At 52.0% G+C, this 20,238-nt stretch carries 17 protein-coding genes and 2 tRNA genes; 12 read left to right on the top strand and 7 right to left on the bottom strand.

The features are described from left to right. The first annotated feature begins 66 nt into the window (after positions 1-66). From ACYVHX_RS26310 to ACYVHX_RS26320, 3 genes are all read left to right on the top strand, one after another. Positions 67-840 carry a glycosyltransferase family 2 protein gene (locus ACYVHX_RS26310; protein WP_460674676.1) on the top strand — a complete coding sequence of 258 codons (774 nt, stop codon included), beginning with the start codon at positions 67-69 and terminating at the stop codon, positions 838-840. Positions 841-977: 137 nt separating this feature from the next. Beyond that, a complete protein-coding gene (locus ACYVHX_RS26315) occupies positions 978-3,704 on the top strand; it encodes a hypothetical protein (protein WP_460674677.1) in 2,727 nt (908 codons plus the stop codon). 10 nt (positions 3,705-3,714) lie between these two features. Further along, entirely contained in the window at positions 3,715-4,773 is a 1,059-nt protein-coding gene (locus tag ACYVHX_RS26320) for a hypothetical protein (protein ID WP_460674678.1), read from the top strand. Positions 4,774-4,799: 26 nt separating this feature from the next. On the opposite strand, the gene ACYVHX_RS26325 is transcribed toward ACYVHX_RS26320, so the two are convergent. The 5 genes from ACYVHX_RS26325 to ACYVHX_RS26345 all read right to left on the bottom strand — a co-directional run bounded on the left by ACYVHX_RS26325 (position 4,800) and on the right by ACYVHX_RS26345 (position 9,646). Next, a complete protein-coding gene (locus tag ACYVHX_RS26325; protein ID WP_460674679.1) occupies positions 4,800-6,458 on the bottom strand; it encodes a hypothetical protein in 1,659 nt (552 codons plus the stop codon). A gap of 82 nt (positions 6,459-6,540) precedes the next feature. Then, positions 6,541-6,615, bottom strand: a tRNA-Val gene (locus ACYVHX_RS26330). A 23-nt stretch (positions 6,616-6,638) separates the two neighbouring features. Beyond that, positions 6,639-7,958 carry an MFS transporter gene (locus tag ACYVHX_RS26335; protein ID WP_460674680.1) on the bottom strand — a complete coding sequence of 440 codons (1,320 nt, stop codon included), beginning with the start codon at positions 7,956-7,958 and terminating at the stop codon, positions 6,639-6,641. Between the two features lie 87 nt (positions 7,959-8,045). Beyond that, the gene (locus ACYVHX_RS26340; protein WP_460674681.1) at positions 8,046-8,837 is read right to left on the bottom strand and encodes a glycoside hydrolase family 16 protein; all 792 of its coding nucleotides are present in this window, start codon (positions 8,835-8,837) and stop codon (positions 8,046-8,048) included. 8 nt (positions 8,838-8,845) lie between these two features. Further along, positions 8,846-9,646: a glycerophosphodiester phosphodiesterase gene (locus ACYVHX_RS26345; RefSeq protein WP_460674682.1), complete on the bottom strand. Its 801-nt coding sequence runs from the start codon at positions 9,644-9,646 to the stop codon at positions 8,846-8,848. A 142-nt stretch (positions 9,647-9,788) separates the two neighbouring features. On the opposite strand from ACYVHX_RS26345, the gene ACYVHX_RS26350 reads away from it, so the two are divergent. Beyond that, positions 9,789-11,855, top strand: coding sequence for a thioredoxin domain-containing protein (locus ACYVHX_RS26350; RefSeq protein WP_460674683.1), 2,067 nt, complete (start codon positions 9,789-9,791; stop codon positions 11,853-11,855). On the opposite strand, the gene ACYVHX_RS26355 is transcribed toward ACYVHX_RS26350, so the two are convergent. Beyond that, the gene (locus tag ACYVHX_RS26355; RefSeq protein ID WP_460674684.1) at positions 11,852-12,049 is read right to left on the bottom strand and encodes a hypothetical protein; all 198 of its coding nucleotides are present in this window, start codon (positions 12,047-12,049) and stop codon (positions 11,852-11,854) included. The genes ACYVHX_RS26350 and ACYVHX_RS26355 overlap by 4 nt on opposite strands. 123 nt (positions 12,050-12,172) lie before the next feature. Beyond that, on the bottom strand, positions 12,173-12,772 hold the full coding sequence (gene ruvC, locus ACYVHX_RS26360; protein ID WP_460674685.1) for a crossover junction endodeoxyribonuclease RuvC: 600 nt from the start codon (positions 12,770-12,772) through the stop codon (positions 12,173-12,175). Positions 12,773-12,804: 32 nt separating this feature from the next. Here ruvC and ACYVHX_RS26365 point away from each other — a divergent pair, with 32 nt between their 5' ends. The 8 genes from ACYVHX_RS26365 to ACYVHX_RS26400 all read left to right on the top strand — a co-directional run bounded on the left by ACYVHX_RS26365 (position 12,805) and on the right by ACYVHX_RS26400 (position 20,132). Further along, on the top strand, positions 12,805-13,791 hold the full coding sequence (locus tag ACYVHX_RS26365) for a lysylphosphatidylglycerol synthase transmembrane domain-containing protein (protein ID WP_460674686.1): 987 nt from the start codon (positions 12,805-12,807) through the stop codon (positions 13,789-13,791). A gap of 60 nt (positions 13,792-13,851) precedes the next feature. Continuing rightward, on the top strand, positions 13,852-14,931 hold the full coding sequence (locus ACYVHX_RS26370) for a glycosyltransferase (RefSeq protein WP_460674687.1): 1,080 nt from the start codon (positions 13,852-13,854) through the stop codon (positions 14,929-14,931). Positions 14,932-14,954: 23 nt separating this feature from the next. Next, positions 14,955-15,590: a polysaccharide deacetylase family protein gene (locus ACYVHX_RS26375; RefSeq protein ID WP_460674688.1), complete on the top strand. Its 636-nt coding sequence runs from the start codon at positions 14,955-14,957 to the stop codon at positions 15,588-15,590. Further along, the gene (locus ACYVHX_RS26380) at positions 15,587-16,579 is read left to right on the top strand and encodes a glycosyltransferase (protein ID WP_460674689.1); all 993 of its coding nucleotides are present in this window, start codon (positions 15,587-15,589) and stop codon (positions 16,577-16,579) included. Before ACYVHX_RS26375 ends, ACYVHX_RS26380 begins: the two co-directional genes overlap by 4 nt. Beyond that, positions 16,576-17,355, top strand: coding sequence for a TatD family hydrolase (locus tag ACYVHX_RS26385; RefSeq protein ID WP_460674690.1), 780 nt, complete (start codon positions 16,576-16,578; stop codon positions 17,353-17,355). Before ACYVHX_RS26380 ends, ACYVHX_RS26385 begins: the two co-directional genes overlap by 4 nt. Before the next feature lie 2 nt (positions 17,356-17,357). Further along, positions 17,358-18,425, top strand: coding sequence for an asparaginase (locus tag ACYVHX_RS26390; protein WP_460674691.1), 1,068 nt, complete (start codon positions 17,358-17,360; stop codon positions 18,423-18,425). Positions 18,426-18,486: 61 nt separating this feature from the next. After that, positions 18,487-18,574, top strand: a tRNA-Ser gene (locus ACYVHX_RS26395). 238 nt (positions 18,575-18,812) lie between these two features. Next, the gene (locus ACYVHX_RS26400) at positions 18,813-20,132 is read left to right on the top strand and encodes a hypothetical protein (protein WP_460674692.1); all 1,320 of its coding nucleotides are present in this window, start codon (positions 18,813-18,815) and stop codon (positions 20,130-20,132) included. Positions 20,133-20,238: the final 106 nt, after the last annotated feature.

Consider the following 20,238-nt stretch of genomic DNA (forward strand, 5'->3'; position numbering starts at 1 on the left):
ATGGCAGTATTTGTTGAAATTCACCGAAATGTTCAACGCGACTGTTAACCTGTTTGCTACCAGCTAATGAGTCTACACCTGTCAATTGTAATGCCGGCCTACAACGAGGAAGAATGTATCCACGAGGTTGTAGACATGTGGGTTGACCTGCTCACCCGGCAATTCCCGACTGAAAATACGCGACTGATTGTCATCAATGACGGTTCGAAAGACCGTACCGGTGCCATCCTGGATTCGCTTAAACCGAAGTACCCGACCAAACTGGAAGTGGTGCATACGCCCAATGGCGGCCACGGAAATGCCGTGGTTCGGGGCTACCATCACGCCGTGGCGATGGGCTCAGAATACGTTTTTCAAACTGACAGCGACGATCAGTTCATCACCGACGACTTCGCCAAATTGTGGGCAAAACGCCATGAGTCCCACTTTATTCTCGGCTACCGGCAGGTTCGTTTCGACGCCTTTGCCCGGCTGATCATCACCCGGATACTGAAATTTAGCCTGTTCCTCATCTACGGAACCTACATCAACGACAGCAACATTCCATTCCGGCTGATCAACGGGGCTTACCTGAAAAAGCTGCTGGAACAACTGCCCAAACCGACACCGTTTGCGCCGAACATCTTTCTGGCGGTAATGGCCCGGAAAGCCGGGCAGAAAACGTTTGACATTCCCATCACCCACAAGGAGCGCCTGACCGGAACGGTGTCGATCCTGAAGTGGAAACTACTAAAAGTCTGTATGCAAAGCTTCCGGGAGCTGGCGGCTTTCCGCATGGATTTGGGCGACAAAGTCAAAGCCCTGAAAGCGGTTGATGTGAAGCAGCCCGTTAAACTGTAAGCCGAGCAACCCGGTGGGGTGCTCCCTGCGATGACGCCGATTGAACGGATTCCGGCAGATTTTATCTGCAAAAATCCGCCCGGTCGGCGTCATCGGCATTTTATTTTTGCAGATATTACGGGATCGAATACACGTACATGACTAAAAAACAGCTCTGGATTGGCCTGACGGTTTTAGCGCTTATTCTCGGCGGCTATTTTGCGTACCGCTGGTGGAAAGCCCCCGCCCGTTCGGCCTGGATGCTGATTCCGTCGGATGCGCTGCTGGTGCTGGAAAGTTCGGCTTTGCAGGATACGATCTCCAAGCAGGCCCGGCTCAACGAAATGGCCCTGCGCACCACGCCGGTTTTTCAGGAAGCCATCCGGAACCTGGAACGGTTTGCCTGGGCCCCGCTCGACACGCCCAGCGCCATTGCGTTTCTGCGCGAAAAACCGATCTGGTATTCGCTGCACCCGACCTCCAAAGACCGACTCGGTTTTATTTTTTACATTCCGATAAACTCCCTTCGGGATCAACCGTTTGTCAACCGGATTCTGAACCCGAACGCCGACCGGTTTCGCGTGCTTAGCCATCCCTACGAAGACACCCGGATTCATGAATTGCTGACCGTGCGGAATGAATCCCTGGGCTCGTTCGTTGTGCTGGACGATTACCTGATTGCCAGTCCGTCAACGATTCTGATGGAAAGCGTCATCCGGCGCATCAAACAACGGTTTTCCGAAACGCCCCTGCAACGCGCCGATGTTTCGCTCGTCCGGCCGGGCACGATGGCCGGCATTTACGTCCGCAGTTCGGTGTTATCGGCCATCCTGTCCCCCACCGAAGCAAGCAGCGATTACCAGACCAAATACATCAAAGCGCTTTTGCCCACGGAGTTGCTAACCCGGTTTCGGCAATCGCCTTCGCGTTCGCACCTGATTGGCCTTTCGACGGATAACATTGGTGCCAAAGGGGCGCTCGCCAACCTGTTCGACCAGCAGACTCCCTTTCGGATCAGCTGCGGCAACCTGATCCCCGACCAGACCACCACCCTTTTTCATTTCAGTTTGAGCAATGGCCCGCGTTTTGGGAAAGCGCTGACGGCCTTCATCAATGCCGAGGACGAATCCGATACGCGGGAGGGTCGCCGGAAACTCCGGCCCTTGCTTCAAAACGAGGAAAACGGCATTTACAAATACGTGGGCAATGAAATTGCGCTGCTTCGGCTTGATGCGCCGACGGCCGACCGGCGGCTGGTGATGCTGATTCACTCGACCAACATCGAGCGGCTGTGGGACCGTTACCAACTGGCGGCTTTGCTGGCATCGGGCACCGACCGGCTTTCGAGTTCAAAGCCGTATTTGCGTTACCGGATTTCGGCCATCAACGCGCCCAACCTGCCCGCCTTTCTGTTTGGTGGACTGTTTCGGGGTTTTGAGCAAAACTGGCTCGCGCAGGTCGGTGATTATCTGGTGATTGCCAACGGGCAAAGCGTTTTGCAGGAATATTTACAGGCAGTTGAACAGCGTACGGTCTGGTCGGAATCGTACCGCCAGCGGGACCTCCTGACTCAAACCTTGCGACCGGCTAATTTTACGGCTTACACCCGGTTTAGTCGGGCGGGTGAATCGGTCACGGCCAATTGGCCCCAGTCGTGGCAATACCTGCTCAATCATGATGAAACCGCCCTCGATAACGTTGAAAATCTGATTTACCAAAGCACCTACGGCCGCGAACGGATTTATTCGTCGCTTATATTGGGGCACTCGACCCGCCGGGCCAGCGAAGCCGTGCTGAACCGGGTTTTTCTGCAACGGAAAATAGCCCTCAACGCGCCTTTGCTGAGCCAGCCCATGCCGCTGGGTGATTTTGTGGGTGGTTCCGGAGCCATCTGGGCCGTGGACAACGCGCAGCAATTTCTGCTGATAACGCCCGAAGGTGAAAAGCATCCGATGGGCTCGGTCAATGGTCCGGTGCAGACGTCACTAATTCCCGTCGATTTTCTGAGCAATGGGCGTTTGCAGTATGCTTTCGCCACCTCCCGTTCACTGTACATTGCCGATCCGGTCAACGGTTTGGCGAAACTGCAATCCATTCCCCTGCCGGACGGTGCCGAACCGACCACCCTGATGGCGCCCCGGCGCGATCAAAACCGGAACCTCATTTTGCTGGTTTCGCACCGCAACGGCAGTGTTTACGGCTATGATCGTCAGCAAAAACGGTTCGTGCGCCAATTTTCCGTCAGCAATGGTGCCGGGGAAAGCGTATCGGCTTTTCATGCGCCGGTCCGGAATCAGTCGCTCTCGGTGGTTTCCGTTCAAAAAGACGGGAAGTTATCATTCTGGAACGAAAACGGCGGTTTAGCACCCGGTTTTCCGCTGGATCTGAAAGCCGAAATGACCGGACCGGCCTGGCTCGAAACCGGCAATCCTCCGACCATTACCACCCTGACCAAACAGGGCGAACTCATTCATGTAGGATCAGACGGCCAAAACATGGAACGCAACCAGTTGTACCGTCCCATCCGCCGGGGGTCGTTCCGGCTGTTGCCCGATGTCAACCAGAACGGGTATTTGCTCCTCCGGACGTCGGACACGGAAGCGGCTGTTCTGGATCGGAATGGAAAATCCCTGTTTGAAGTGCGGGGGCTGCGACCGGGGCAAACCCTGATTCGCTACCACATTTTGGGTTCGGGGGTTAATCTGATCAGCGTAAAATCCGGTAATTTTACGACGCTGTATAATTTGACGGGACGCCCCGTCGGCGACCGGCCCATTCCCGGTCAGTATCCGGTCGAGTTGCAGTTTTCGCCCACCCGGAATAAATTATTTGTGTATAGTACCGACAGCAAAGCCGTTCAGATCTGGTCGGTCAAGTTGCGTTAAAAGGAGAAGTATGAAAATTGGCGTCATTGCCCGCTACCTGGTTCTGCTCGTTGCAATTCTCGTTTACATCGGAAGTTGTTCCTCGGAGGTCATGTATTCGGCGCAACGAAAAGGACTGATTCCGGACGATTACCGGTTTGGCGATTTGTACCGGATGGCCAATTTGCCGCAATTCAAAGCCCGGCAAATTCCCTGCCCGCCCGCTCTTCCCGCCCATGCTCCGCGCAAACCCATTCATTTGTACATCATTGGCGACAGCTTTTCCGAACCTCCGCGCGTCACCCGGAATGATTTGCCGGTCGAACTTTTTCACCGGACCAAGTGGGCGTTTGACCGGCGCGTTCAGTTGGATTCATCCAAAACCAACATTCTGATCATTGAAACGGTCGAACGGCATTTTCGGGATCAGTTCGGCAAACACATTCAGGATCTGCACGTTGTAGCCGACACGACCAAACCCGTTGCCAGTCCCCAAAACCGCCTGACCTGGTTCGCATTTACGAAGGAACTGGAGGAGTTGTTTTCCCGGGATGCCGTGGAGGGCCGTCTGGAAACCATTCTGTTTTTTTCCGACTGGGCCTTGTGGTTCAAGGATTTGAAAGGTTGGCTCACCTACAGCTGGTTCGACCGCGTCAATCCCAAAACGTCACTTTCCCCCGATCGGCAGCATTTGCTGTATTATTACGATACCGATACCTCCCTGCACAATTCATCCTTTCGGCCCCTTCCCGATACGCTGCTGAATCGCTACATCGATACGATTAACGTGACGGCGGATCGGTATCAAAAAGCCGGTTTTGACCAGGTCGTGTTGTCAATTATTCCGAACAAAACCAGCATTTACGCGCCTGACATGGGACCGCTGCCGTATAACCACCTCATCGAGCGGGTACAGCAGAGCCCCCGGCTCCGGGTTCCGACGATTGATATTTATACGCCTTACAAAGCCAGCCGCATTCCGCTGTACGAAATCAGCGATGCGCACTGGAACTGCGACGGACGGGCCATCTGGATGCGGGAAGTGACGAAAATGTTGAATGAAACCGACAAGGTGAAACCAGTGAAGTAAGCGTGGCGGTTTTCCTTTTTCGCTTGCTAATGCAGTAAATCCTTTCGGATAAAACTGTATTCGCCGGGCTTTAAGCCTTCTTTTTTAAGGAATGTTGGGGGCGGATTTTGAATAAACCGTTGCAGGCTGCTATCCCCTTTGTAATAGTCCAGAAGGATGGGCCGGAAGACCAAGAGATTAATATCTTTCTGCCGCACAAAAGCGTAAAAATCCGTATTGCGTTGGTATTCGGCGTACGATATTGCATTCCCACCTACGTAGGTAATTAGCTGATCTTTGTTGTCAAAGATACGAATGCGGTTTTTGTCTTTGACGGGTTCCGTTAATTGTTTAACGTATTCAACTAATTCATTTTCGCCGAGCGGTTTTGGCACTTGCTGCTTCCAGTTCCAACCCAGAAATAAACCCATTCCCGCTAAAAAAACAGAGCCCAATCCCCACTGAACGCTTCGGCTTTTTAGAGTAGTATTTTCAATACTCTTTTGAAGCCACGGCCGAACCTGAATGCTGCTGGCCAGCAATCCAATAAAAACCGGAAAGAAGAAATAAAAAGGTGGCAGATACCGCGGTTTTGTTCCCATCGAATACAAGGAACTAACAATTGGTGCCAGAATCGCCAGGCTTGCCATCAGAAAAGGCAGCGGTTGTTCAACAACCGTTGAGGCCAGTTTACGCCCGGTTTTCCGCAATGACACAACAGTTATGGCAACCATTAAGAGTAATAACCAGACTAATTTACTCGAATAGAGTCGTGCGGTAAATGAGAACCCAGGCAGTTTACTCACTGGCTCCACGTAGGTGAAAAGCAATTTCGCCAGTTGGTCAGCAAAGTTGCGGGCATTGAACAAAAGGTGATTTTCAATCACCAGCGCCGGATGCTTGATCAGTGCATCACCGAATCCTTTCACCGGTTCTCCGAAAATGATGCGGGACATGGTTTCGTAATCCACCCAGTTATTGTAGGGTTTCAGCCGCTCATCATCCAGATGCTGCATATTATAATTATAGGAAAAATCCTGCTTGAAGGCACTCTCCCCTTTGTCAGACAGCGGACTCCCCACTCCGAAGAATATAATAAGAATGCCCACCGCGATCCCACTCAGTGCTACCGGCGATTTTCGGATGCGAATGGTTGCGCCGATTAAAACCGCCATGCACAATCCGAATGAAACAATAACCTCAGGACGGATGTAGGTAAAACCGTAATAACAAAACGTGGTGATCAGCAGGGATTTGTACAGATCATGCTTCAAAAACCGAGCACAACCGATGAACAACAGCAGCGTGGAAAGAAATAAAAAAATGGAAACTTTAACGCCTTCCGGAAAATTAATCGCCGAAAAATGAAAGACTAACGTAGCGTATAAGGCCCACCACCAGCGGAAACCCGCCAGTCGAATCGCCCCGTACAAAGCCAGCGTTGGCAACGACGATAGCAACACCATGTTGAGGTAATACAGCCGGACGGTATCGCTTTCAAAAAAGGAAAGAAATTTATACCAGAGTGAATAAACCGGGCCCCAGTCGGTTTGCAGGCCCAGTCGAAAATTGGAAATACCCTGGTACATGTAGAAGCCTTCATCGCCCATCTGAATGTTGGAGATGGCCGTGATCTGGTGATTTAATACGTAGCAGGCAAGGACAATCAGGAGCAGGCTTATTCCGTCAAGATATCGGTTTTTCATCAGGATTGGTCTGGATTGGATGCAACGGGATCAGAAAGCAAAAAAGCTTTTTATCAGGGCGATAAAAAGCTTTGAATTGGAGTAGGATGTAGCGGGCTCGAACCGCTGACCTCCGCCCTGTCAAGACGGCGCTCTGAACCAACTGAGCTAACATCCTGTCGTGGTTTCAGGGTCACAAAATTAGGAGATTTCTTCGGTTTCCAAACGAACTTTATAAACTTTTTGCGACGGAATCCGCCACAGGAGCAGCAGACCGGCAATGAATAGCACCAGCAGGGCCAGTACGCTGTTGCGCATACTGCCCGTAACCTGCTCAATCAGACCGTAAATAAGCGTACCAATTACAATGGAGAGTTTTTCGGTAACATCGTAAAAACTAAAATACGAAGCCGTGTCCTGCGTCCCGTCCGGGATCAGCTTGGAGTAGGTGGCCCGCGACAGCGCCTGAATACCGCCCATCACCAGTCCCACCAAAACCGCCAGCGCGTAAAATTGATTTTCGGTCATGACGTAATAGGCCCCGACGCAAATGCCGACCCAGATCGTGACGGCAATCATCAGGGCGTAGATGTTCCCGAATCGTCCCGACAATCGGGCGAAAAGAATGGCCCCCGGAATGGCGATTAACTGAATCAGTAAAATGGTGATGATCAGGCTTTGGGCCGGGAGTTTGAGTTCGTCGCTGCCGAAAATGGTGGCGATGTACATCACCGTCTGCACGGCCATGTTGTAGATAAAAAAGGCCAGCAAAAACTTTTTCAGCAGCTTTTGTTGCTGCACCTGCCCATACACCTTTTTCAATTCGCGGAAACCGTTGAAAATCCAGTTGCCGCCGGTTTCGACCCGGATTCGGCGCTCGGGGGCGGGTAAAGAGCGGAACGAGAGCAGGGCAAACCCAATCCACCAGACGCCGACGGTCAAAAATGATATCCGGGAGGCCATGGCACTCGACAGGCCGCCGTACCACTGCGGAAACAAAATCATGGTCAGGTTGAAAACCATCAGCAGCACACTCCCGATGTAGCCCATCGTAAAACCGCGCGCACTCACCCGGTCGATCTGGTCTTCGGTAACAATTTCGGGCAGGTAAGAATTGTAGAAAACGATGCTGCCCCCCCAGCCTACCAGACTCAGGATAAAGCAGAAAACCGCAAAGGTTGTCGTTTCCTGCGTAAAAAAGTACAGCAGCGAACAGCTGATGGCGCCCAGAAAACAGAAAAATTTCATAAAACTTTTCTTCTGCCCGCTGTAGTCGGCCAGCGCCGAAGAAAAAGGACTCAGGAGGGCGATGAGCAGAAACGAAGCCGAAACCGCGTAGGAAAACAAAACCGAGTTTTTGACCGAAAAGCCCAGAAAATCAATCACATTGCCGCCCGCATCGTTCAAAGCCGTGGCGCTGAAATAAACCGGAAAAATACTGGAAACGATCACCAGCGAATGCACGGAATTTGCCCAGTCGTAAAGACACCATGCATTGATGACACGGGGGTTATTTTTCATGGAAAAGAGGAAGAGAAAAGGCGTAAAGATGGAGAGCAGGCAGGGAGCATGGAGGAGGCAGTGCTCCTCCTTTCCGGCTTTCTACCACTATTCCTTTTTGTAATACCGTACGTAATCGATCGTAAAAATAAAAGGAAATTTCGAGGAATCGATTGTTCCTCCGCTGCTCCCTCCCATGGCCAGGTTCAGGAGCAGGTAATGCGGTTTGGTAAAGGGTGCCCAACCCACGGCCGCCATGTCGCTGGCTTTGTAAATGGCGTAATTAAAATCGTCGAGGTACATGCGGATTTCGGTTTCGTCCCATTCAAGCGCATAGACATGAAAGGCATCCGATAAATCCGCCGTAGCCGGTGAAATGCTGAGCAGGGGCGCATCCTGCCCGGCGGCATCCGGTTTGTGTAGACTCCCAAAAACAAACTGGGGAGCCAGCCCGAGCCACTCCATGATGTCGATTTCCCCGCAGGTCGGCCAGCCAACCGTATCCTCATTAATCCCCTTCATCCAGATGGCCGGCCAGGTTCCTTTACCCGTCGGCATTTTGGCGCGAACCTCGACGCGACCGTACAAAAAGTCGGTTTTTCCTTTGGTAATGATACTGGCGGAACTGATGGGATTCGACGGCAGGCTGTCGTTGAGGGCCGTAATGATCAGATTTCCGTTTTCGACCCGGCTGTTGACCAAACGCTTAGCCCGGTAATATTGCGCTTCGCTGTTCCGTCGTTTGCCTGTTTCGTAGGTCCAGCGCGTCGAATCGGGCAAACCGGTATAATTGAACTCTTCCGACCAAACCAGCTTGTACGTCGGTTCAGGCTCCGGTTTATGCTTACACGAAAGAAAAAAGGCACTGAAAATTCCGGTAATCAAAAAAAGTTTATTCATCGAAATCATCACTTCAGCAAATCCAACAAGAGTTCCGGTTCATCCGTCGTGATGAAATCCACGTTTTGGTCCAGAAACCACTTCATACTCATTTGATCGTTAACCGTCCAGACATTGACGGTCAGTTTTTTCTGCTGGGCTTCCCCAATCCAGTCCGGCTTCAGCATCAGAATTCCGTAGTGGTAATCCAATCCGGTCAATCGGTCGGCGGCCAGTTGTGCGGGCGGTTGATCGCCGTTCAGATACGCCACGCGGGCGCCGGGAACCAGTTCAAGCATGTAGTTACAAACCGCATAATCAAAACTAAGGTATTCGACGAGCTGTTCAGTGCGCATCGTTTTGACCAGTTGAACCACTTTGCGGGCCGTGGCCAACGAACGCTCCCGGCTGATTCGGGACCCCTTGAGTTCGAGCACCAACCGGGTCTTCGATTGTTTAACGCCTTCAGTCAAAAAGGCCTCCAGGGTGGGTAGCGACTCGCCATTGCTCAGTTTTAGGGCTGAAAGCTGACTGGATGGGGTGTTTTCAAGGGAAAAACCCTGAACCGCGTTATCGTGGAAAATAAACAAAACCGAGTCCGACGACATCTGCACATCAAATTCGCTGCCATAACAACCTAGTCGTATAGCTTGCTGAAGCGACGCCAGCGAGTTTTCGGGAACCCCGGCGGTTTTCCAGGCGCCCCGGTGGGCAATCACATTCGTCTGGTACGGACTCGTTAAAACTGGCTCTTTTTTGCAACTACTTAAAAACAGGGAAACGGCAACACTGAACACTACGCACCCCTTCATAAACCAAGAGAATTTCATTCAAAAGCTTTTTGGAACGTTGTACGGTTTTCGTTCCCCGTAGAATTGAAAGATACGTCAAAAACTGACGGCAAACCAAACTTCTCCGGATTATTCGCGGTTAAACCGGAAGTCCGTTAGTCCGCATCAATCACCCGATACCATGAACCGACTTGCCCGCGAAAGTAGTCCCTATTTGTTGCAACACGCCCATAATCCGGTCGACTGGTTTCCGTGGGGTGCTGATGCGCTGCAGAAAGCACAGTTGGAAAACAAGCCGATTCTGGTCAGCATTGGCTATTCGGCCTGCCACTGGTGCCATGTTATGGAACGGGAATCGTTTGAAAATGAATCCATTGCGGAAATCATGAACGCGCATTTCGTGTGCATCAAAGTGGACCGGGAGGAACGGCCCGATGTGGATGCAATTTACATGGATGCCGTGCAGGCCATGGGCGTTCAGGGTGGCTGGCCCCTGAATGTTTTTCTGATGCCCGATGCCAAACCCTTCTACGGCCTGACCTACCTGCCCCCCCGGCAGTGGGCCAACCTGCTCCAAAGCGTTCGCTCCGCGTTTGACGAACAGCCCGATAAGCTGGCCGATTCGGCGGAGGGTTTTGCGCGTCATCTGAACATGAGCGTCACGGAGCAATATTACCTGACCGACGCGGCCCCGGCTTTTTCGCGCGAGTTACTCGATGCCATGTACCAGAAACTGGCGGCATCGTTTGATCCGGCCAAAGGAGGACCGCGCCGGGCGCCTAAGTTTCCGATGCCCAGTATTTACGGTTTTCTGCTGCGGTATTACCAGGTTACCCAACACGAAGAAACCTTGCAACACCTTCGCCGAACCCTCGATTTTATGGCATTGGGTGGTATTTACGACCAGATCGGGGGCGGTTTTGCCCGCTATTCGGTGGACGATCAGTGGTTTGCTCCGCACTTTGAAAAAATGCTGTACGACAATGGGCAGTTGGTTACGCTCTACAGCGAAGCCTACAGCCTGACCCAACGTTCGTTATACCGCAACACGGTTTTTCAAACCATTGATTTTCTGAAACGGGAATTGACAAGTCCCGAAGGCGGTTTTTATTCGGCGCTGGATGCGGACAGCGAAGGTGTGGAAGGCAAATTTTACACCTGGACCACGGCAGACTTAAGGACCATTCTGGATGACGACTTCAACTGGTTCAGTGAATTGTACCACATCGCTCCGGACGGTAACTGGGAGGAACACGAGGGCGTGGGCCGGAACATCCTGCACCGGGTGGTTTCGGACGAAGATTTTGCCCGAATGCAGGGCTTATCGCTCGACGAATTAAGCGGTAAGCTTGCGACGGCTCACCAAAAATTGATGACTGTTCGTAACCAGCGCATTCGGCCCGGACTGGACGACAAAATTCTGTGCTCCTGGAATGGACTGATGTTGAAGGGGTTGGTGACCGCTTACCGGGTTTTCGACGAGCCATCTTTTCTGGAACTGGCCGAACGCAACGCCGGTTTTATTCACCAGAAACTGACGCATTCCGAAACTGGCCAACTCTGGCACAGTTACAAATCCGGCGGTAATGATGCACCGGGGACGGCCACGCTGACGGCCTACCTGGAAGATTATGCTGCCGTGATCGACGGTTATCTGGCACTCTATCAGGCTACTTTTAAAGAGTCTTATTTGCAGGAAGCGGATCGGCTGGCGCGCTACACGCTCGATCATTTCTGGGATGAAGAAGACCACCTGTTCTACTTTACGGACCAGACCGGCGAGGCCCTGATTGCCCGAAAAAAGGAAGTTTTCGATAATGTGATTCCGGCTTCCAATTCGATGATGGCGCACAACCTGTATACCCTCAGTTTGCTCCTGGAAAAACCGGTCGAAGGGGCACCGGCGTATGCTGATTTGGTAAACGCGATGCTGGGCCGGGTGCAACCGTTGCTTCAGCAAAATGCGGAATACCTGACCCACTGGGCTGCGTTGTACGCGATGCGGGTTGAACCGACGGCCGAAATTGCAATTGTTGGTCCGGATGCCGGCTTATTTCGGCGGGAAATCGATCAGCGGTTTTACCCGAATAAAGTCCTAGCCGGAACCGAAAGTGAAAGTGACCTGCCGTTGCTGGAAAACCGGACGACGATCAATGGGCAGACGGCGATTTACGTCTGCTACAACCGCGCCTGCCAACTGCCCGTAAACCGGGTGGAAGACGCTTTTAAAAGTCTGGAGAGGGATTAACGGGCCAGAGAACTGAAATTTTGCACCACCAGCATTCGGAAAGCGGAGCGAATTTCCTGATCGATGACGGTCCGGGCATCCTGCCCGTGCTGAATTTTGACGCAAACCTGGCTGCGGCCTAAAATCGTCAACCCCAGACCGATAATCAGGTAGACACCTGCCAGGGTTAATCGGCTTCCTACTAACTTTTTCATGGTGTTACGGCTTTACGCAAAGATTCTGTTGAACCGATGCACAAAAGTAGCGGGCGCCAACGAAATAAGTATGCGTAGTTTCCCCTGTTTTGAGGTGCGTCTTATACCCTTTTTAAAGAAGGATTACGAAACCCGTCCGGGGTTTTCGCTCGCAAAAGCCGACCAGGCGCCTTTCTTTGATTTTTTCCCGGTCGATTTGGCACCGGGCAGGGCGTCTTTGTGAAAGTGGTGACAAATCGCAATGGCCAGCGCGTCGGTGGCATCGAAAAATTCGGGGTCCAGATCAACTTTCAGCAAATGGCCTACCATGTGAGACACCTGTTCTTTGGACGCATTGCCGTTACCCGTCACCGATTGCTTGACTTTTCGAGGAGCATACTCGACGATGGGAATGCTGCGCGACAGGGCTGCCGCCATGACAACCCCCTGCGCCCGGCCCAATTTGAGCATGGCCTGAACGTTTTTACCAAAAAAAGGATCTTCGATGGCCATTTCATCGGGCAAATGCTCTTCAATGAGCTGAAACATCCGGTCAAAGAGTTTCTTAAGTTTCAGTTCGTGGGTGCTATATTTGCTCAGATGAATGACACCATATTGCAGCATGGTCATCTGATCTTTCCGAATGCCGATCACCCCATACCCCGCAATCTGGGTGCCGGGGTCGACGCCCAGAATGATTTTGTCGTACGACTCGGGAATAGAGGCATTAACTGAATTAGGCATGGAGGTGTCGTACGGTGTTTTAGCTTTAAGTTATGCAAAATAACGGGTTCGTCCCTCAAAGAACGCGATCTTCGACTAAAAAAATCGTTTTTTGGTCGAAGATCGCCATTCTGACGCTCATCATCAGCTACATTCTGTATTCGCTCAATCGCCAGCAGCACGATTTTCAATCCGTCTGGCGGTATTGGCAAGCGGCCAACTGGATCAGTTTTCCGGTTTTTCTTCTGCTGGCGTTAACCCCCGTTAACTGGCTGCTGGAAGCGTTGAAATGGCAGATTCTGGTTCGGCGCGTCGAAGCGATTTCGTTGCGGCAAGCGACCCAGGGTGTTCTGGCCGGACTGGCGATGGGGTTTGCCTTACCGGCTCAGTTGGGCGACACGGCCGGCCGGCTGCTTTCACTGCGCTCCGATCAACGCTGGCAGGGCATCGGAGCAGCGCTGGTTTCGGGCGGAATGCAGTTTTTTGCGGCCCTTTTGTTTGGAACCCTGGCGTTATACGTCCAGCTGCAAAACAATAATCAAACCGCCCCGCTGGTGCAATGGCTCCTGTTCTGGGCGTTAATCCTAACACTTTTTCTGGGTTTGCTGGCCGCGTGGCAGCGACACTATTTTGCAAACATCCGGTTTCGATGGGCACACCGCTGGGAAAAATACTGGTCCGTCGCCACCTATTACACCGCTGCTGAACTGCTTCAGTCCTTCGGGGCAGCCTCAGCCCGCTACCTGGTGTTCTCGCTGCAATTTTACCTGGCGCTGCTAGTTTTTGGCATTCAGTTGCCGTTTCGTGAAATGGCCACGGGCATCGGCCTGGTTTATCTCGGCAAAACCATCATTCCGGCCTTTAATCTGCTAAGCGATCTGGGCGTGCGGGAAGCAACTTCCCTGTGGGTATTTGGACAATGGCAGGTACCGGCCCCGCAAATACTGTCGGCCACGTTGACCCTCTGGCTGTTTAATATTTTAGCCCCGGTTTTAATCGGCCTTTTCTGGGTCTGGAAATTGAAATTTTCAACGAATTGATTGATAATGTATTATATACTCCTAAGTATACTAATCATGTATGCGGTTTTTACACTCACCATGGTCCTAACCTGGTGGCGAATGCCGGTTTTTAAGACGTCTGCCCATTCCCGATCAGGGCATTCTCCCACCATCAGCGTAATTATTCCGGTGCGTAATGAAGAGCATACCCTGCCCCTTTTGTTGCAGGATTTAGCCCGCCAGACGTATGACCCGGCCAACTTCGAAGTCATCGTGGCCGACGACTCCTCTACGGATCATACGCTGAGCGTCACTCACTCGCTGATAAAAAGTGTTCCTTATTCCCTGCGTCCGCTACCCCTCGCCAACGAACCAACAACCTCACCCAAAAAACGCGCCATTCGCCAGAGCATTGCCATCGCCACCGGTGATTTAATTGTTACTACCGACGGCGATTGCCGGGTGGGGGCGCGCTGGCTGGAAACCATTGCGGGCTATTACGAACAAACCGGAGCGCAACTCATCAGCGGCCCCATCAGTTTCCATCCCGACCACACGGTTTTTGGCAACCTTCAACTGGTTGAAAGCAGCAGCCTGATCGGAGCGGGTGCCTGCACGATGTGGTGGGGCTTTCCGACGATGTGCAACGGGGCTAATCTTACCTACGAAAAACGGGTTTTTGATGAAGTAGGGGGTTTTGAAGGAATTGACCACGTAGCGTCGGGGGATGACGAATTGCTCTTGCACAAGATTGCCAGCAAGTACCCTAACGGTGTTAGATTCCTGAAAAGTCCGGATGCCATCGTCCACACCAGCCCCCAGCCCAACTGGCAGGCCTTCTATCACCAACGAAAGCGCTGGGCCAGTAAATGGCGCGCCTACCAGAGCAAATTGCCGTCGTTGCTGGCGGTTTTTATTTTTCTCAGCAATCTGGCCCTGCCTTTAACCGTTGCCGTTTTTTTTGGAAACATCCTCTCCGGTAATCAACTTATCGGGCTGCTGAGCTTGAAAGCTGTTCCGGAGTGGCTATTTTTAGGGTCGGTTTTGGGATTTCTGAAAAAGAAACGAATCATTCCCTGGATCCTGCTGACGCAGATGGTGTATCCTTTCTACGTCGTTTTTTTTGGTCTGGCGGCCCAACAAAAAGGTTTTCAATGGAAAGGGCGGTCGCTTCACTAATCACTTTCAAACAGCCCGTCGCTATGTTTTTGCATAAAACTAACTTTCTGCTGCGAACCCTCTTTCCGCGTTACCAGTGGCGCGTCCGTACGCCGGAAAAAATTATCTACCTGACGTTCGACGACGGCCCGATTCCGGAAGTAACCGAATTTGTCCTGGAGACCCTGCAAAACCACCAGGCGAAAGCAACTTTTTTTTGCATCGGTGACAATATCCGGAAACATCCGGCGGTTTTTCAAGCCGTGAAAATGGGCGGTCATTCCATTGGAAATCATACCTTTAATCACCTGAATGGCTGGAAAACCGCCGACGAACCTTACCTGGAAAATTTCCGCCAGTGCCAACAGCAGTTAGGTGTCCCTACCCGGCTTTTTCGACCGCCCTATGGCCGGATGAAACGCAGCCAGGGCTCCGAAATCCTGAAAACCCACGATGTCATCATGTGGGATGTGCTGACGGGCGACTTTTCGTCCGAATTGACCCCGGAAGTGATTTTGCAAAAAACCCTGAAACACATCGAACCGGGTTCCATTGTGCTTTTCCACGACAGCCTCAAAGCCTGGCCCCGGATGAATTACGTTTTACCCCGCGTTTTATCCCATTTTTCGGAAAAGGGCTACCGATTCGACGGTCTGCCCCAAATCTCGCCGGTTTCGTGAGCGTTGACGTCAGCATTCTGATTGCCGCCCGCAACGAGGAAGCCAATATTGTACGCTGCCTGCAAGCCCTCGACCGACTCAACTATCCGGCCGATCGCTTCGAAGTATTGATCGGCAATGATCAATCAGACGACCAAACCGGGTGGCTGATCGCTGATTTCATTCAGGAAAAGTCCCAGTATCGTTTGTTTTCAATTTCAGAACGAGTTGGAAATCAGGCCGGGAAGGCCAATGTGCTGGCGCAGCTAGCCCGTCAGGCCCGGGGGCGGTTTTTGCTATTTACCGACGCCGATTGTGCAGTACCGCCCGACTGGATCAGCGGCATGCTCGAACCGTTTGAACGAAAAAAAACCGGCATTCTGACCGGCTGTACGCAGATTGTGGGAAAAACCGCCTTTCAAAAATTGCAGGCCGTGGATTGGTTTTACGGGCAATTCCTAATCAAGCAATTCACTAATTGGAAGATTCCGGTCACGGCGATGGGCAACAACATGGCGGTGCGCCGGACGGCTTATGACGCGGTGGGCGGGTACGAAAACCTGCCGTTTTCGGTGGTGGAAGATTATCAGCTGTTCAACGAGATAATTCATCAGGGGTTCAGCTTCGCCCATCGCTTCGATCCGATCGTCCTGGCAACGACCCAACCGTTACCAAATTGGAAAACGTGGCTACAGCAACGAAAACGCTGGATGGTGGGTGCGCTGCAATTACCGGTTTATTTTGTGTTTCTGTTTCTGCTTCAATTGCTATTTTACCCGGTTCTTATCGTCCTCGCATTCGGCAATCCAGCGCTGGCGGCAACCATCTGGGGTATTAAATGGGGGATTCAGACGGTCCAGTTGCTCTGGATTCTGAACCGGTTTCGCCGGTGGGATTTGGTACCGTATCTGGTGGGGTTTGAATTTTACCTGCACATGGGTTATTTTATTTCGTTTGTTTACTATTTGTTACCGACTCAAGTGGTCTGGAAAGGCCGAACCTATTCATGATTGACACCCACGCTCATATTTACGACCCGCAGTTCGACGACCCGGAAGCCATGCTACGCGCAGCCGCAACGCAGGGTATTACCCAAATCTGGATGCCAAATTGTGCGAACGAAACCATCGGGGGCATGATGGCACTGGCCGAAACCTATCCGGAGCGCTGTTTGCCGATGATGGGTCTGCATCCGTGCTATGTTTGCGAAACCGTGGAGGACGAACTGGCCACCGTCGAAAGCTGGCTGAACCGGTATCCTTTTTTTGCCATTGGCGAAATTGGCCTGGATTTTTACTGGGACCTAACCCATATCGACCGTCAGGTTGACGCTTTTACCATTCAGTTGCAGTGGGCTTCCCAGCGTAAGCTGCCGGTTTCCATCCACAGCCGGTCTTCGAAAGATGGCAATCGAAATGCTTTTACGGAAGCGGCCAACCTCATCGAAAAGCTCGCATTACCGAATCTGACCGGCATTTTCCACTGTTTTGTCGGCACGGTTGACGAGGCTCATCGCGCCATCGACCTGGGGTTCAAGCTGGGCATTGGGGGCGTTTCGACCTTCAAAAATGGCGGCTTGGATCAGGTGTTGCCCCGCGTTGACCTTGCCCACCTGGTGCTCGAAACCGACGCGCCTTACCTGGCTCCGGTTCCGTACCGCGGGAAACGCAATGAACCGGCTTACCTGAACCTGATTGCCCAGCGGGTGGCCGACCTGAAGCACGTCTCCCTTGAACACGTGGCTGAACAAACGACAAAAACCGCCCAACAGCTTTTAAACCGCTAACCATGTACCGAACCATTCACATCAACCCGGTTTTGCCCGGCCAGTCGCGGACCTCGGTGCTTGTTATTTACACCGGTGGAACGCTGGGCATGGTCTATGATCGAACGAACGACCAGTTGGTGCCCTTTGATTTTGAACAGGTGCTGGATCGCGTTCCTGAAATCCGGCGTTTGGATTTTGCATTGACGGTGATTGTTCTGAATGAATTGCTGGATTCCTCAAACATGAAACCGGCGAACTGGATTCAGTTGAGTAAAATCATTGGGGAAAATTACGCAGCCTACGACAGTTTTGTGATTCTGCACGGTACCGATACCATGGCCTACACGGCTTCGGCGCTCAGTTTTTTACTGGAGGGACTGAATAAACCCGTGATTTTGACCGGGGCGCAGCTGCCGATTGGCGTGGCCCGCTCGGACGCCCGCGAGAATTTCATTACTGCGATGGAAATTGCAGCTGCTCAGGAAAATGGCCGACCGCTGGTGCCAGAAGTTTGTATTTATTTTAACTCGCTGTTACTTCGCGGCAATCGTGCCAAGAAGAAAGAAAGCGTTCATTTCAACGCTTTTCACTCCGAAAATTACCCGCATCTGGCGATGGCCGGGGTCAATATAGAATACAATACGCCCTTCATCCGTTCGTTTACGGCCGACTCGCAACTGATTGTGCACAAAGAAATGGATACGCAGGTGATCGTTCTGCCGTTGTTTCCAGGCATCAATCAGTCGGTTATTCGTGCCGTTCTGGGCATTCCGGGTTTGCGCGGCCTGGTGCTGGAAAGTTACGGAGCGGGCAATGCGCCAACGGAATCCTGGTTTCTGAACGCCCTACTGAGCGCCACCGAGCGCGGGCTGGTCATTTTCAACGTTTCCCAGTGTGACGGCGGCCGGGTGAAGCAGGGGCAATACCAAACCAGTAAACAACTGGGTGCCATTGGGGTATTGAGTGGCAGCGATATCACGGTGGAGGCCGCTGTGACGAAACTGATGTTTCTGCTGGTTAACGAACCCCACCCGGCGTTGTTGAAAAAACGGCTTATTGAACCGCTTTGTGGCGAAATGAGTCGATGAACTTCCTGATCGGATTGTAATTATCAGGAATTACCGACATCTTTGCATCCCGTTTCAACCCAGAGAGGTGTCCGAGTGGTTGAAGGAGCACGCCTGGAAAGTGTGTATACGTCTCAAGCGTATCGAGGGTTCGAATCCCTTCCTCTCTGCTATGTTGTTGTTTAGACCGCGTAAACCGCCCACTAAGGCGGTTTTTTGCGTTTCTGCCCCCTGCTGATCATCCCTGACGTAACCGCACCCCAGATTTCGGATTCGGCAACGGCGTTATGCTAACGGTTACGTAAGGATTACTCAGAATAAATACTCTGTTTTTTTATCATAATATATTTGACTTATATTATACTATTTTGGTATGTTGGGACCCCGATCATCCTGTCCCCTACCATTATGGAAAATTTGTTTTACCGCATGGATGTTTTATTCTGGTTTCGAAAGTCAGAGAGTCAGCCGCCCGTTCCCCCTTACCTGTCCCGCTCCGATGTCTTTGGTTCGATCTCCTGCCGGATCACTATCAACGGTGAGCGTTGTGAGGTTGGCAGTACCAAGGCGGCCTGCTGGAAATCGGAATGGGGTACTGATAGTGAGAAGATTAAGCGGAAAGACAAGGATTACGGCCGTGAGATGCTGGACAATGCCCGCATCAACGATATGCGCTCGGCCCTGCATTCGGTGCATATGCTGCTGGTATCAATGACCAAGGCGGAGGGCGGCCCGGTGTCTGATATTACCTGTTACGATGTCAAGCGAAACTTTCAGGAGAAACAGAACGGCTACTCCATCAAGGCGGGGGTTCGGGTCCGTGAAGTGCTATCCGCCTGGATCGATTACGAGCTCCGGCGCCTGTTCGGCAAAGAAATTTCACAAGCCAGCTACGATATACGTTCCAACTACGTGGGCAACATCAAAGACTTTCTGCAATCCACCCGGCGCGATGTTCAGGCCAAGGATTTTGACGGGGGCTGGATGGATGAACTAAGAATCTATTTAACAGGGGCTAAAGGCTTTAAAATCACCCACGCAGCCAAACACCTGCAAGCCATGAAGCAGGCTTTCATCTGGGCCCGGCGCCGAAAGTTAATCAGGGACAATACCATCAGCGATTACATCATTACCGGCAAGGATGTCCGGCCCGACACGACGCACTTGGAAGAAGACCATCTAAGGATCCTGTTTCATTTTGACCCCTATAAGCTTATTGCCGAGGGTAAACTTACACCGATGCTGGCTAAAATAATGGATCAGGAACGCGACGCGCTTTTGTTTACCTGCGTAACCGGGATGCACGACGGAGACTATAAACGCCAGGAATACAAATTGATCGAAGATGAATACGGGGTTTGGGTGTTCGGTAAACGCCAGAAAACCGGGGAAAAATTCAGGGTGCCGCTGGATCCCATTGGCCTGTCGATCCTAAAAAAATACGGGGGCATCGGCAATTTGCCCAAGCGGCCTAACCAGAAACGAAACGGCTACTTAAAAATGTTATCGGTGCTGACCGGGATCCCGGTACACCTGACAACCAAGATCGGCCGGAAAACCTTTGCGAACCGGACGCTGAACGAGTTGGACTTTGATCCCATTGATGTAGCGTCGATGCTGGGGCAGCGTGATCTGAAAAGCCTGAAGCATTACGCCAGGGTGCAGCCGCAGCGCCTGGCGAAGAAATTTAAACCACTTAATCTTGATGACAATGAAGAAGCTGCTTGATTGGCTGAATGCAACGCAGTTCTGGATCTTCCCCCTGCTGCTGGTGGCCGTGGTGGGGGCGATTTGGGGGCTGGGGGGTTGAAACGTAAGGCTGTATCCATTACCT

Source organism: Larkinella ripae (assembly GCF_054780775.1).